We start from the raw sequence: 14,325 nt of genomic DNA, 5'->3' as shown, positions 1-14,325 counted from the left end.
CTACTCCGCGGCTTCGGCCAGTTCGGGTGGGGCTTCGCGCCAGGGCGTGGTGGCGCCCAACGCCTCTGCCACCGATAGCGCCGACCTTAGCCCGTCTTCGTGGAAGCCGTAACCGGTCCAGGCGCCGCAAAACCAGGTGTGACGCTTGCCCTGAATGTCCGCGAGGCGTCGTTGAGCGGCAAAGGCAGCCGCGTCATACTGGGGATGCTCGCAGATATATCTGCCGAAGGTGAGACCGGGCTCGGGTTCGAACGGCGGGTTGAGGCTGACGAACAGCGGCTTGTTTTTGTCGATGCCCTGGAGTTCGTTCATCCAGTAGGTGACGGCCGCGTCGTTGACGGCCGCTCCTTGGCGCGCCCAGCGCAGAAAATTCCACGACGCCCACGCGCGCCGGCGCCGCGGCATCAGCCTGGTGTCACGGTGCAGGTAAATCGTGTTGGGAGAATAGCCGATCGCGCCCAGAATCGAGCGCTCGCGGTCGTCGGCATCCGCGAGCATTTTCAGCGCCTGATCGCTGTGTGCGGCGATGACGACGTGGTCATACATCTCGCTGCCGCCGTGGCTATCGGTTACAACGACGCCACGCGTTTTCCGCTCGATGGAGGTGACCGCGCAGCCCAGCCGGACCTGATGCCGAAAAGTATCGGCCAGCTTCTCGACGTAGTTGCGGCTACCGCCTTTGACGGTTCGCCAGACCGGGCGCTCGTACTGCAAAAGGCGGTGATTTTTGAAGAACGCAACGAAGTTCTCGGCCGGAAATTTCAGCATGTCGTGCGCCGGCGTCGACCAGATCGCAGCGCCCATCGGCCCCAGATAATCGGACAGCAGCCGCGGTGAGAATTTCTGCAAGTCGAAGTATTCGCCGAGGCTCAGTCCGGCCAACCGGCCAGCATCGTAGTCCTCGACGCTTTGGCGACCGAAGGTCAGGATATCCCGCAGCATCCAGAGGTAGCTCGGCGACAGCAGATTTCGCGGTTGCGCGAACAGGCCCACGGCTGTCTGCCACCAGTTATTGCCGCCGCCCTTCCACTCGAAGCGGCCGCCGTCGGCGGTAACGGCAAAGCTCATGCAGCTTTCGGTGGTTTCGACGTCGAGGTGGTCGAACAGCGCCGTCAAATCGGGGTAGTTGAGTTCGTTGTAGACGATGAAGCCGACATCGACGGCGATCGGCGTCCCGTCATAGTCGACCGTGACGGTATGGCTGTGTCCTCCCGGTCGGATATCGCGCTCATATACGGTGACCGGGTAACGTCTCGATAAGGTCCACGCAGCGGCGTTGCCGGCAATTCCCGTCCCAACCACTGCAATGCGCATTCCAGCCCTCGTCCTCTAACCCCTGAGATACGGGGCGTGGCACGGAAGGTTTCACCTGAAGAGGAGTTGCGCGGCCGCGACGGCAAAGCTTGCCAGCCTTCCGTAGGCCCGTTGAAGCCGGTCTCGGCGCGGCGTATAGCAAGACGCATGTCGAAACCCTCCGAGGTCGAAGATGGCGTCGCCCCGGCTGCGGCGGCGCCGGATTGCCCGCAATGCCACAAGCCGCTGCCGTTGTGTGTTTGCGATGGTGTCACGCCGATCGAAAGCCGCATCGAGCTTTTGATTTTGCAGCATCCGCAAGAGCAGGATCGAACGCTCGGCACCGCCCGTCTGGCGGCGATGCATTTTGAAAAGGCGGTCCTCAAGATCGGCCTTTCGTGGCCCAGTCTCGCCAGGGCTTTGGGCCGGACGGTCGCCGATCCCTCCCGATGGGCGGTGCTCTATCTGGGGTCAGCAAAGGCGGCCGACCTTGAGACGACGGCAGAAGTTGTCGCGATCAATCGCAAGGGCGAGCTGGCCGAAAACCAGCGCTCGATCTTGCGGGGGATCGAGGGCGTTGTGCTGTTGGACGGCAGCTGGAGCCAGGCCAAGGCGCTATGGTGGCGCAATCCCTGGATGCTGAAATGCCAGCGCCTGATTCTTGGACCTTCGCACCCGTCGCGCTACGGAAAGCTTCGCCGCGAGCCGCGCCGCGACGGGCTATCGACTATCGAAGCGGCGGGGCTGGTCCTTTCCCGTCTCGAAGGCCGGCCCGACATTGCCGAAACGCTGAACTCTAGCTTCATGCAAATGTTGAAGAGGTATCGGGAAGTGCTGGAAGAGCTGCCCTCCCTCGCACCGAAGCCAAGGCCAAGGCGCGATTTTCGGCGCCGCCGCAAAAGCTGAAGGAGCGAAGCCGCAAGCGTCCGGGCTTCGAAGCTGAAACTTCAACGAAGTCGATGTTAAGGCGTCGTTATTGACATCGGACGTCTAATTGCCCACCGGGCTGGCCTATCCAAGTCGGGCGAGGTCCGGCAAAGTCTTGGTCGGGTTGCGAGGAGACCCCATGATCTTGGTGACCGGCGGTGCCGGATATATCGGCTCTCATACCTGCGTCGAACTGCTCAACGCAGGCCATGAGGTCGTGGTCTTCGACAACTTCTCTAACAGCAGCCGAACCTCGCTCGAACGCGTTCGACAGATTTGCAGGAAGCCGCTCACCGTCGTCGATGGCGATATTCGCGACCAGGCTGTCGTCGAGAAAGCCTTGCGCGAATTCAACTGCACGGCCGTCATTCATTTCGCCGGCCTGAAATCGGTATTCGATTCCGTCTCATCGCCGCTCGACTATTACGACAACAACGTCATCGGCACCCATCGTCTGTTGCGGGCCATGCAGGTCTGCGGTGTCAAATGCATCGTCTTTTCCTCGTCTGCGACCGTATATGGAGACCCGAAGTTTCTGCCCTACAGCGAGGATCATCCGCTCAGCCCGGTCAATCCGTATGGCCAAACGAAGTTTTTCGTCGAGGGCATGCTGCGCGACCTGTTCGTCAGTGATCCCAACTGGGGCATCGGCATCCTTCGTTACTTCAATCCCATCGGTGCGCATGAAAGCGGCCTGATCGGCGAAGATCCGAAGGGCGTGCCGAACAATCTCTTGCCCTTCGTTGCGCAGGTCGCGGTCGGACGGCGCGAGCGGTTGAATGTTTTCGGAAACGATTACGACACGCCCGACGGCACCGGGGTGCGGGATTACATTCACGTCGTGGACCTCGCGCAGGGACATGTCGCGGCGCTTGCATCTCTGGATCGTCCCGCCTGCTTTAGCGTCAATCTCGGGACGGGAAGGGGCTATAGCGTGCTGGAGGTCGTCAAGGCTTTCGAGAACGCCAGCGGAAAGCCGGTTCCTTACGATATTCGCCCGCGGCGGTCCGGCGACGTTGCGACGTGCTACGCCGCGACCGATCTCGCCGCGAAAGTTCTGGGCGGGTGGCGCGCCAAGCGGGATCTGGAGACCATGTGCAGGGATCATTGGCGATGGCAAAGCCAAAATCCCAAGGGATTTGACGGGTAGCGATAGTCGGCACGGGGTGGTTGCCTAACCCATTGGCCGCCTGTATTGATCCGCCCCCATGGGGCCACGTGGCGGAGTGGTTACGCAGCGGTCTGCAAAACCGTTTACACCAGTTCAATTCTGGTCGTGGCCTCCATCAATAATATCAGAGGCTTAGGACGCTTTTTTGGAAGAAGGGGCTGAAAGCCCTCCGAAAATTCGGCCAAGCCAACCCGCGAATTGCCGAGCGGCTTTTCGATTCAGCAGGCGGCGTGCCAGCCATCGGGAAAGGGGATCAGCGGCCATTCCCCGCCATTATCGTTGGCGGCTTCAGGCACTCGGCCGGACGCCGTCATGCCGGCCATGAAGTCCTGCAGAGGAATCGGTGCGACCGCCGCATTCACGACGTCAAGTAATCGCTCGAACTCTGCTTCGCTCATGGCGCTCTCCGGCATCCGGACACCGAGCGTCGCAAAAGTTCCTTTTTTCGCGATTGCGCGAACCCCTCAAATTGTAATCGATCCGGTAAACGCGGCCGGCTTGGTTGATGAGGTGTTAACGACTGGCGGAAGAGACCGTCGGCTGCTCGGCGCTTCGCGCCAGATCGTCGTTTCTCCGGCATTGCCCGGACGCCGGTTGCGACACGCACGTGCTGCCTGCCGCATTTGTACGCAGTCGAACGATGCGGTGTCGGCTCACGATGCCTCTCGGCGCATCATCACGAGTTGCCTGCGTCAGTTCACCAAAACTTTACGACGCACTGCCACGCTTTGAATCGAAAGCGGCTTTCGCGCGTCGCCCCAGGGACGCTTCGCTGCTCGTGGTTAGGCGATGTCCGTGAATTCTGATCGTCGATGAAGAGATTCCCCAATATCCAGATGCTGCTGATCGGTGCTGTGGCGCTGGCACTCGGCGCTGCCGCTATTCCGGTCGCGCTCGGCATCATGGAGTTGGGCCGGCTGCGCGGCAGCATCGTCAAGATCGAGCAAGCCGTTTCGGATGTGAAGCTGGCACGCGACGTCATCGACAAGGTCTCGCAGAGTCTCGTCAATTTCACCGCCAAAGCGCTCGAGCTTTCGCCGGCCGACCGATCGAAGGTCCTGGCGGAGGGCGAACAGCAGTTCAACGAACTGGATCTGGCGGTCCAGCGCGTTACCAAATCCAACTCAAACGCGCTGTCGCTCGATGGGCAGCAGAGGCTCGGCCAAGCCATCGCATCGCTCACCCACAGCTGGGAGGAGTTGCGCGACCAGGTGCCCGACGCGATCACGCCGGTCGAGAAGAGCCATCACTTCCTGCGTATCCTGGAGCAGACCGGAATCGCAAGACGTCTGCTTCTCGCCTTGGAGGCCGAAGCTTCGCAGGCGGCACAGAGCGAGGCCGCTGCTTCGTTGCAGAGGCTAAGTAGATCCGCACTTCTTCTGGTTTCGGCGATGCTAGTGGGCAGCCTTGCGAGTGTCGCCGCACTGTTTGGCATCTACCACTTCGCCACCGGCACGAAAGACGTCAACGGCCGCTTGAAGGAGGCAATCTCGGCCGCGGAGCGCGCCGAATATTCGGCGCGAGCGGCGCATGCGCGGCTGCGCGAGGCCTGCGACGTCATTCCTGAAGGATTTGTGTTGTTTGACGCCAACGACCGCTACGTCATGTGGAACCGCCGCTTTGCGGAGCTGCACGAATGGGAAGGTTTCAAAATAACCAGCGACACGACTTTCGAAGATACGATCCGCGCCGGCATGACAGCGGGCAGATTTCCCGAAGCGGAGGCGGCGGGCGACAAGGAGGCATGGCTCGCAGCGCGACTGGCACGGCATCGCCAGGCGGAGAACGAGGAAGAGCAGGCGCTTCATGGCAATCGCTGGCTCAGGATCATGGAGCGGCGCACCTCGGATGGCGGCAGCGTCGGCATTCGCGTCGACATCACCGATCTGAAGCGGAAGGAAGCTTCATTCCGCCTGCTGTTCGACAGCCACCCGCTGCCGATGTTCCTGTGGGATCGGAATACTTTCGAATATCTCGCGGTCAATGACGCCGCTTGCAGGCATTACGGCTATAGCCGCGAACAGTTCATGAAGATGACTTCCCTCGACATCCGCTCAAAGGAAGATCAGGAACTGTTGCGCAACACGGTTGCGGGAGCTGCGCCTGGCGACGTTCGGAGCGACCGTGTGTGGCGGCATATCAAATCGGACGGAACCCCTATCGACGTCATCATCTATGCCAAGATGCTTCCCTACGAAGGCCACTTGGCCACGCTGAGCGTCGCCGTCGACGTCACCGAGCGCAGGCGGGCCGAGAAGGAATTGCGCCGCACCCGTTCATTCCTGGACGCGGTTGTCGAAAACATGCCGGCCATCCTCTTCGTCAAGGAACCTCAGGAGCATCGGTATGTCCTGATCAATCGCGCCGGCGAGGAGCTTTTCGGAATGCCGAGCGAGGAAATCGTCGGCAAGACCGATTTTGACCTGTTGTCGACGGACGAGGCCAGTCTGTCCTTTGTGCGCGATCTCGAAGTTCTCCATGGTGCGCAAAAGCATTCCTTTGATGAAGAGACGATCGAGACACGCAGCCACGGCCAGCGCCTGATTGCGACCCGTCGGCTTGCCATTCCCGGCGATGACGATCAGGCGCAATATCTGCTCGGCGTTGCCGAAGACATTACGGAGCGAAAGAAAGACCAGGAACGAATTGCGCATCTAGCCCACTACGACGCATTGACCGATCTGCCGAACCGGGCGGCCTTCGCCAAGCACTTGAATGCGACCGTCGAACAAGCTGCGGCCAACAACCAGATGTTCGCAGTGCTCTGTCTCGACCTCGACCGCTTCAAGGAAATCAACGACACGTATGGCCATCTGGTCGGGGACGAGCTCTTGCAGGAGGTGGCGCGGCGATTGCAGTCGGCGGCGGAGGGAGCCTTTGTGGCCCGTCTAGGCGGCGACGAATTCACCCTCGTTGCGACCGGGCCGCAGCCGGCGATCGCGGAGGCGCTGGCACAGCGGCTGCTCGCAGAGTTTGCGATCGATTTCCTCATCGACGGCCAACGCTTGCGCAATGCAACGAGCATCGGGGTTGCGATATATCCGACGGACGGCAATGACGCGATCACCGTGGTCGGTAACGCCGATGCTGCGCTGTATCGCGCCAAGGCGGAAGGCCGCGGCTCGGTGCGCTTCTTCGAAGCGGAGATGAACGCGCACCTCCGGGAGCGGCGCGCGATGCAACGGGATCTCGATGCCGCGGTCGCCAATGGCGAGATCACGCTGCACTACCAGCCTCAGATGCGGATCGGCTCTGCCATTACGGGATTTGAAGCGCTGGCACGCTGGAAGCATCCCGAGCGCGGCTGGGTTCCGCCCAATGTCTTCATTCCGCTCGCCGAGGAATCGGGAACGATCCTGCCGATGGGCGAATGGATTCTGCGCGAAGCCTGCCGCGAAGCGGCATCGTGGCCGCGGCCCTTGAATATCGCGGTCAACCTGTCACCGGTTCAATTCCGCGATGGCGACCTTCCAGCGTTGGTTCACACCATCCTGCTGGAGACCGGGCTGGCACCGCACCGGCTGGAAATCGAAATCACCGAGAATGTGCTGATTGACGATTTTTCGCGCGCGCTCTCCATCATGCGCCGGCTGAAGGCGCTCGGCATTCGCATATCGATGGATGACTTTGGAACGGGCTACTCGTCGCTGGCCTACCTTCAGGCGTTTCCATTCGACAAGATCAAGATCGACCAGTCGTTCATCTCCAGCGTCGTGGCCAATCCGCAATCCGCCGCCATCGTGCGCGCGGTCATCGGACTGGCACGCGGGCTCAACCTGCCGGTCATCGCCGAAGGCGTGGAGACCCAGGACCAGCTGTCGTTCCTCGCCCAGGAAACCCTGCGACGAGGTTCAAGGCTATTATGTCGGCCGCCCCTCGGCGATCGATCAATATGGCGAGCTGGTAGGCCGAGAGCGTCAGGGGATGCGCGAAACCGCCTGACCCGCGATCTATCCGCAGCCTTGACCGATGATTTTTATGCGCGCGGCGCCAGGATTCGCGACGACAGAAAACTGATCGATCCATTCTACCTGATCGAGGTCTCCGGGTGCGCCTCGGATGAAGCCTTCATCCCGCTATCGGAAAGCGAGTGCCCACTGGCGAAGGCAGCGGACTGAGCCTGCGAGGGCGGTGGGGGAGATAAGGAGCGGGGGCTTGGATTTTTGGCTCCTCGGCCTGGATTCGAACCAGGGACCATTCGATTAACAGTCGAATGCTCTACCGCTGAGCTACCGAGGAATAGGCGAAGCTGTGTTCGCTGGGCGGAGCGTATAACAAAGCCTTCCGTGCTTGCAAAGGACCAAATGGGGCAGTTTTTAAGGCTGAGCTACGGGCTCTTGAGGTGCTTTTCGGTCGCCCGGAGCCATTCCCCGGCTTAGAGCCCTGCATTGCGGCCGTCATGTTGCGTTTTGACAGGTCCTGTATCAAAGATGGCGCCGATTTTTCTCCATCTCCCGCGGCTACGACCGCCTGCCACCGGGGTTTCCAATGTCTGACTTTTCGACCGCGCGCCAGAAGATGGTCGATGGCCAGGTACGTCCGAGCGATGTTACCGACAGCCGAATCATCGACGCCATGCTCGCGATCCCGCGTGAGGCATTTGTTCCGCAGGCGCAGCGTTCGCTCGCCTATCTGGACCTCGATATCGACGTCAGTGCGGGTGGAGCGGCGAAGCGATTCCTGTTGCGGCCGGCGGTCACGGCCAAAATGCTCCAGGCGGCCGAGATCAGCGAGACAGACAATGTGCTGGTCGTCGCTTGCGCTTCCGGCTATTTGCCCGCTGTGGCGGCCCGTTTGGCCTCGAGGGTCGTGGCGACGGAGTGCGATTCCGCGCTTGCTGCGGCGGCTCAGGCAAATCTGGCGGCGCTTTCCTTCGGTAACGTGACGGTCAAGACCGCGCCCGTCGCCGACGGCGATTCGGCGAATGCGCCCTTTGACGTGATTCTTCTCAACGGCGCCTCCGAGATCGCACTGGACGGCCTCTACCGGCAGCTCAAGGAGGGCGGCCGGCTGGTCGGCGCCTTCGCTCTGAACGGACCGCAACGGGCCGTGATCGTGACCAGTTCCCACGGCGATTTCGGACATCGGGCGCTTTTCGACACCGCGATACCGGTACTTCCGGGGCTTGAGCGCCCGCCGGCCTTCGTTTTTTAGCGGTTAGCTGCCCTGTCGAGCGAGTCGGGCCGTCAAGTGTGGCCCGGATGCCCCATCTCAGGAGTTTCCCACTGTCCTGCCCCTTCGGGGGGTTCCGTATGCCCGATGTGATGCATATGCTGTGTGCGGGATATCTGTTTGGAAAGACTGGATGACCCGGTTCAGGGGCTCGGAGCCGGATCAGGATGATTGGAATACCTGGATGAATGGGGTGAAGGTCGTAACCGGCGCTGCGGCGACGGTACTTCTTGGGGCATTGTTGGCGACGCCATTGCCGGCTTTGGCCGATACGATCGAGGCTGCGCTCGTGCGCGCCTATCAGAACAATCCGCAGCTCAATGCTCAGCGCGCGCAGGTTAGGTCCACTGACGAAAACGTTCCGCAAGCGTTGTCAGGCTATCGGCCGAAGGTCGCGCTAACGGCGAGTACCGGCTATCAATATACCGACGTTCTCTCGACGTTCGGGGGCACGGCCACGCAAATCGTTCGCTCCGACGTTCACGGTACCGATCCGCCGCGCTCTGCCGGTCTCACCGTGACCCAGACCGTCTACAACGGAAACCAGACCGCCAACAAAACGCGCCAGGCCGAGAGCCAGGTCTCCGGTGCACGTGAAGCTCTGCGCGTGCTGGAGCAGACCGTGCTGCTGTCAGCGGCCACGATCTATATGGATTACCTGCGCGACGCCGCCATCGTTGAGGTGAACAAGAGCAACGTTCGCGTTCTCGATCAGACGCTGAAGCAGACCAAAGACCGCTTCAATGTCGGCGAAGTGACCCGCACCGACGTGGCCCAGTCGGAGGCGCAACTTGCTGCCGGCAAGACCCAGCTGCTGGCAGCCGATGCGACGCTGACGACAACGCAGGCCAACTTCCGTCGAATCATCGGCAACGAGCCGCAGGCGCTGGCGCCGGGTTCTCCGGTCGATCGCTATTTGCCGACGACGCTTCCTTCGGCCGTTGAGCTCAGCCTGATTGAAAACCCGAACGTGACTGCGGCGATGTACGGCATCGACGTGAACTTCCTTCAGGTCAAGGTGAACGAGGGCGCGCTGTTGCCGACGGTGACGGTGCAGGCATCGGTGCAGCAAGCCTACGAGCAGAGCCTGCAGGTCTACCGGCAGTTCGGGGCTTCTGCGATAGCCCAGGTTTCGGTTCCGATCTATCAGGGCGGCGCCGAATATTCACTGATCCGTCAGTCGAAAGAATCGCTCGCGCAGCAGCGTCTTGTTCTCGAACAGACCCGCGATCAGACCCGCGCCAACACCGTCACGTCTTGGGGACAACTCGTAGCCGGCAAGGCGCAGGTCGCGTCGGCCCAGTCGCAGGTGACGGCATCGGAAATCGCGCTCAACGGTGTGCGTGAAGAAGCCAAGGCCGGTCAGCGCACCACACTCGACGTGCTCAACGCCCAGCAGGCCCTGGTCAATGCCCGCGTTGCGCTGGTGACGGCCCAGCACGATCGTGTTGTGGCTTCCTACAGTGTGTTGTCGTCGGTGGGACGGTTGGCGCCGCAGGTGCTTGGTCTTGCGACCACGACCTATGATCCCAGCGTGCACTATCACCAGGTACGCGATAGCTGGTTTGGGGTTCGCACGCCCGACGGCCACTGATCGTCGCCGTTCTATTGCAACGCTTGGCTAGGTTCTAGTGGTCGGGCGTTGCCACTCTGCCGTGGCTTTCACGGACCTGGCGTTGCTTGCAATCATTTGTCGCCCTGACGTAGCGTTCTGTGGGGCAGCATGGCGATTCGCGCCGCATCGAATTTTTTGAGGCGGGACGTCGGTGCGCCGGGGCAGGGCGAAAGTCGTTCGATGTGTCGAGCGGCGTTTGTCTGGGGACAAGTCGGGTCGGCGCGATGAAATCCCGAACCTGTCTATCCGGAACCGGCAACTACCTGCCTCGCTTGGTGTAAAACGCTGTTGACGGCGTTGATGAGGTGGGATCGGAGATGACGCAGCCTGCAAAGGTTCAGGAACCCTCGATGGAGGAGATTCTGGCGTCGATCCGGCGTATCATCGCCGACGACGAGGCGAAGCCGCCTGCCGCCGAGAAGGCTCCACCAGCGCCCGCAAGCCCAACGCCTGCGGCCGCCGCTCCGCCGCCCAGGCCGGAAAAGCCTGCTCCAGCGCCTGCCCCGGTTGCGCGGGCGCCTGAGCTGCCGCCGGCCCCGGCACCCGTAAAGGCCGCGCCCCCCGTTGCGCCCCCGAGCCCCGCGCCGTCAGCGTCCAATAGCCAGGACGACATCGATGCGCTCCTCAACGGTCTCGACGAAGCAACGACCCCGGAAGAAATCCGCGCGTCCGAGCCGGAGCCCGAACCCGACGTTCTCGAACTCACCGACGAGATGGCGTTGCCCGATCCGCAACCTCAGGCGGCCTTCAAGAAGGTCGAGCCGCCGGACGATCTCGAATTCACGGAGGCGGCTGCGAGGGCGCCTTTGCGCGAGCCCGCGTATGACCTGCCTCCGCCAAGCCCGATGGATTCGCCGGCCATCCTGTCGCGCTCGACGGTGTCAGCGGTCGAGTCGGCGTTCAACAGCCTTGCTCACACGGTGTTGAGCAACAACGCGCGGACGCTGGAAGACCTGGTTAAGGAAATGCTGCGCCCAATGCTGAAGTCCTGGCTCGACGACAACCTGCCGGGGCTCGTGGAACGCATCGTCAAGGCGGAAATCGAGCGGGTTTCACGCGGACGTTAACTGCGCGTGGCCAGATTGCCAGCCGCGATTTAAGCCTTATCTTCGCCTCCGAACGGGCCGTCAGGTTGACTTGGCGAGCCGGGACGGCTTTTTAGGGCTCTAATTGTGGCGTTCGCCCGCTGCCTCCCGCCGAGGCCTTCGCGAAGGCCGAACGCATCCCGCAAATCCCGCTTTCCTGATCTCTGACCGCGACCGACATGATTGAGAAGAATTACCAGCCTGCCGATATCGAAGCGCGCATGTCCCGCCTGTGGGAGGACGCTGGCGCGTTCAAGGCCGGGCGCGCGGAACGGCGCGAGGCCACACCCTTCACCATCGTGATCCCGCCGCCCAACGTGACGGGCTCGCTGCACATGGGGCATGCGCTCAACAATACGCTGCAGGACATTCTGTGCCGTTTTGAACGGATGCGCGGCCGCGACGTGTTGTGGCAACCCGGCACCGACCACGCTGGCATCGCCACTCAGATGGTTGTCGAACGGCAGTTGATGGAGCGGCAGGAGCCGGGCCGTCGCGACCTTGGCCGCGCCAAATTCCTGGAGCGCGTCTGGCGGTGGAAGGCCGAAAGCGGCGGCATCATCGTCAACCAGCTCAAGCGGCTCGGCGCCTCCTGCGACTGGTCGCGCGAACGCTTCACGATGGACGAGGGATTGTCGCGAGCCGTCGTGAAGGTGTTTGTGGAATTGCACCGTCAGGGCCTGATCTACAAAGACAAGCGGCTCGTGAACTGGGATCCGAAACTGCTGACGGCGATTTCGGACCTCGAGGTGCAGCAGACCGAGGTCAAGGGCAGCCTGTGGTATCTGCGCTATCCGATCGAGGGCAAGACATTCAGTCCAGACGATCCCAAAAGCTTTATCGTGGTCGCCACGACCCGGCCAGAAACCATGCTCGGCGATGCCGCTGTCGCCGTGCATCCCGATGACGAGCGCTACCGCGACCTGGTCGGCAAGCACGTGATCCTTCCGTTGGTCGGACGGCGGATTCCGATCGTGGCCGACGAATATTCCGATCCGGAAAAAGGCTCTGGCGCCGTCAAGGTCACGCCTGCGCACGACTTCAACGACTTCGAGGTCGGAAGGCGGCACAACCTGCCGCAGATCAGCGTGCTCGACAGGGAAGCCTCTCTCACGCTCGTCGACAACGAGGATTACCTGCGTGGACTGCCCGAAGGTTCGGCCGAGCTTGCGGCGGAACTGAACGGCCTCGATCGCTTTGCCGCGCGCAAAACGATCGTCGCGCGCATGGAAGACTTCGGTTTCCTGGAGCGGATCGAGCCGAACACGCACATGGTGCCGCACGGCGACCGCTCCGGCGTCGTGATCGAGCCCTATCTGACGGATCAGTGGTACGTCGACGCCAAGACGCTGGCCCAGCCGGCGATGGCCGCCGTTCGCAGCGGGACGACCAGTTTTGTGCCGAAGAACTGGGAGAAGACTTATTTCGACTGGATGGAGAACATCCAGCCGTGGTGCGTCTCTCGCCAACTTTGGTGGGGTCACCAGATTCCCGCCTGGTACGGGCCGGATGGCAGGGTGTTCGTTGCCGAGACGGAAGAAGAGGCCGTCGGCCACGCGCTTGGCTATTATGTCGAGCAGGAAGTCATCACGCCGGAGCAGGGGCGGGAGATGGCGCTCGACCGCAACAAGCGCGAGGGCTTCATCACGCGCGACGAGGACGTGCTCGACACCTGGTTTTCCTCGGCGCTGTGGCCATTCTCGACGCTCGGCTGGCCGGACGAGACGCCTGAGGTGAAGCGTTACTATCCGACCAATGTGCTGGTCACTGGTTTTGACATCATCTTCTTCTGGGTCGCCCGCATGATGATGATGGGCATCCACTTCATGAAGGAGGCGCCATTCTCGACCGTCTACATCCACGCCCTCGTCCGCGACGAGAAGGGCGCGAAGATGTCGAAGTCGAAGGGCAACGTCATCGATCCCCTGCATCTGATCGATGAGTATGGCGCCGACGCGCTTCGCTTCACGCTGGCGGCGATGGCCGCCCAGGGACGGGACATCAAGCTCGCTGCAAGCCGCGTCGAGGGCTACCGCAATTTCGCGACCAAGCTTTGGAACGCGTGCCGGTTTGCCGAGATGAACGCGTGCGCGGCGCCTTCGGATTTAGAGCCCGCCAAGACGACGCAGACGTTGAACCGCTGGATCGCGCATGAGACCGCGCGGGCCACGCGCGAGGTGACGGAGGCAATCGAGGCCTATCGCTTCAACGACGCGGCCGGCGCGATCTACCGCTTCGTCTGGAACGTCTATTGCGACTGGTACCTCGAATTGGCCAAGCCGGTTCTGATGGGTGAGGAGGGCGAGGCCAAAGCCGAGACCCGCGCGACGGTGGCGTGGGCGCGCGATGAGATCCTCAAGCTGCTTCACCCCTTCATGCCGTTCATTACCGAAGAACTGTGGGCGGTCACGGCCAAACGCGACAGCCTGTTGGCGTTAGCCGCCTGGCCACGGCAGGCGAAGGGGCTGACGCCGGAGCAGGTGGCGCTGATGGCGGCAGCGAGCCCCATCGAGCCAGTCCCGGCAATCGCTTTGCCGATGCTGGATACGGCCGAATTCAGCGATTCCGCGGCGGAAGCCGAGATCGGCTGGGTCGTCGATCTCGTCACCGCGATCCGCTCGGTGCGGGCCGAAATGAACATCCCGCCGGCAACGCTGACCGCGCTCGTGCTGTCGGGCGCATCCGCCGAGACAAAAGAGCGCGCGCCGCGCTGGAGCGACGTCGTCAAGCGGATGGCGCGGCTTTCCGATATTTCCTTTGCAGGGCAGGCCCCAGAGGGCTCGGTTCAGCTGCTGGTCCGTGGTGAAGTTGCTTCGCTGCCGCTCAAGGGTGTGATCGATCTTTCCGCCGAGAAGGTGCGGCTCGATAAGGAATTGGCCAAGGCCGAGGCCGACATCAAGCGGGTCGATGCCAAGCTCGCGAACGAAAAATTTGTCGCCAACGCGCCCGAGGAAGTCGTCGAAGAGGAAAAGGAAAAGCGCGAGGCGGCCGTCGCGCGAAAGGCGAAGATTCTGGAGGCGATGGAACGCCTGAAGAGCGTTGCGTCTTGATGCGGGGAGCCG

At 62.0% G+C, this 14,325-nt stretch carries 9 protein-coding genes and 2 tRNA genes; 8 read left to right on the top strand and 3 right to left on the bottom strand.

Annotation, left to right across the window (positions count from 1 at the left end; all coding sequences use genetic code 11):
* On the bottom strand, positions 1 to 1,314 hold the full coding sequence (locus tag BUA38_RS33590; RefSeq protein WP_072824888.1) for an NAD(P)/FAD-dependent oxidoreductase: 1,314 nt from the start codon (positions 1,312 to 1,314) through the stop codon (positions 1 to 3).
* Positions 1,315 to 1,461: 147 nt separating this feature from the next.
* Between BUA38_RS33590 and BUA38_RS33585 the strand changes: the two genes are divergently transcribed.
* The 3 genes from BUA38_RS33585 to BUA38_RS33575 all read left to right on the top strand — a co-directional run bounded on the left by BUA38_RS33585 (position 1,462) and on the right by BUA38_RS33575 (position 3,506).
* Positions 1,462 to 2,199 carry a tRNA-uridine aminocarboxypropyltransferase gene (locus tag BUA38_RS33585; RefSeq protein ID WP_072824886.1) on the top strand — a complete coding sequence of 246 codons (738 nt, stop codon included), beginning with the start codon at positions 1,462 to 1,464 and terminating at the stop codon, positions 2,197 to 2,199.
* 160 nt (positions 2,200 to 2,359) lie between these two features.
* Complete coding sequence (galE, locus tag BUA38_RS33580) at positions 2,360 to 3,370, top strand: UDP-glucose 4-epimerase GalE (RefSeq protein WP_072824885.1); 1,011 nt, start codon at positions 2,360 to 2,362, stop codon at positions 3,368 to 3,370.
* Between the two features lie 62 nt (positions 3,371 to 3,432).
* A tRNA-Cys gene (locus BUA38_RS33575) sits at positions 3,433 to 3,506 on the top strand.
* Between the two features lie 103 nt (positions 3,507 to 3,609).
* On the opposite strand, the gene BUA38_RS33570 is transcribed toward BUA38_RS33575, so the two are convergent.
* Positions 3,610 to 3,789, bottom strand: a complete 180-nt coding sequence (locus BUA38_RS33570) for a hypothetical protein (RefSeq protein WP_072826636.1) — start codon at positions 3,787 to 3,789, stop codon at positions 3,610 to 3,612.
* Positions 3,790 to 4,203: 414 nt separating this feature from the next.
* On the opposite strand from BUA38_RS33570, the gene BUA38_RS33565 reads away from it, so the two are divergent.
* On the top strand, positions 4,204 to 7,509 hold the full coding sequence (locus BUA38_RS33565) for a sensor domain-containing protein (RefSeq protein ID WP_072824883.1): 3,306 nt from the start codon (positions 4,204 to 4,206) through the stop codon (positions 7,507 to 7,509).
* A 46-nt stretch (positions 7,510 to 7,555) separates the two neighbouring features.
* On the opposite strand, the gene BUA38_RS33560 is transcribed toward BUA38_RS33565, so the two are convergent.
* Positions 7,556 to 7,630, bottom strand: a tRNA-Asn gene (locus BUA38_RS33560).
* Between the two features lie 249 nt (positions 7,631 to 7,879).
* On the opposite strand from BUA38_RS33560, the gene BUA38_RS33555 reads away from it, so the two are divergent.
* The 4 genes from BUA38_RS33555 to BUA38_RS33540 all read left to right on the top strand — a co-directional run bounded on the left by BUA38_RS33555 (position 7,880) and on the right by BUA38_RS33540 (position 14,313).
* Complete coding sequence (locus BUA38_RS33555; protein ID WP_072824881.1) at positions 7,880 to 8,545, top strand: protein-L-isoaspartate O-methyltransferase family protein; 666 nt, start codon at positions 7,880 to 7,882, stop codon at positions 8,543 to 8,545.
* Between the two features lie 202 nt (positions 8,546 to 8,747).
* Positions 8,748 to 10,157, top strand: coding sequence for a TolC family outer membrane protein (locus BUA38_RS33550; RefSeq protein WP_072826635.1), 1,410 nt, complete (start codon positions 8,748 to 8,750; stop codon positions 10,155 to 10,157).
* Between the two features lie 338 nt (positions 10,158 to 10,495).
* Positions 10,496 to 11,245, top strand: coding sequence for a PopZ family protein (locus tag BUA38_RS33545; RefSeq protein WP_072824879.1), 750 nt, complete (start codon positions 10,496 to 10,498; stop codon positions 11,243 to 11,245).
* Positions 11,246 to 11,442: 197 nt separating this feature from the next.
* Positions 11,443 to 14,313, top strand: coding sequence for a valine--tRNA ligase (locus tag BUA38_RS33540; protein WP_072824877.1), 2,871 nt, complete (start codon positions 11,443 to 11,445; stop codon positions 14,311 to 14,313).
* Positions 14,314 to 14,325: the final 12 nt, after the last annotated feature.

The organism is Bradyrhizobium erythrophlei, assembly GCF_900142985.1.
GTDB classification, from domain to species: domain Bacteria; phylum Pseudomonadota; class Alphaproteobacteria; order Rhizobiales; family Xanthobacteraceae; genus Bradyrhizobium; species Bradyrhizobium erythrophlei_B.
Note: the sequence above shows the minus strand (reverse complement) of the source record. Positions and strands in the feature narration are given on the sequence as shown.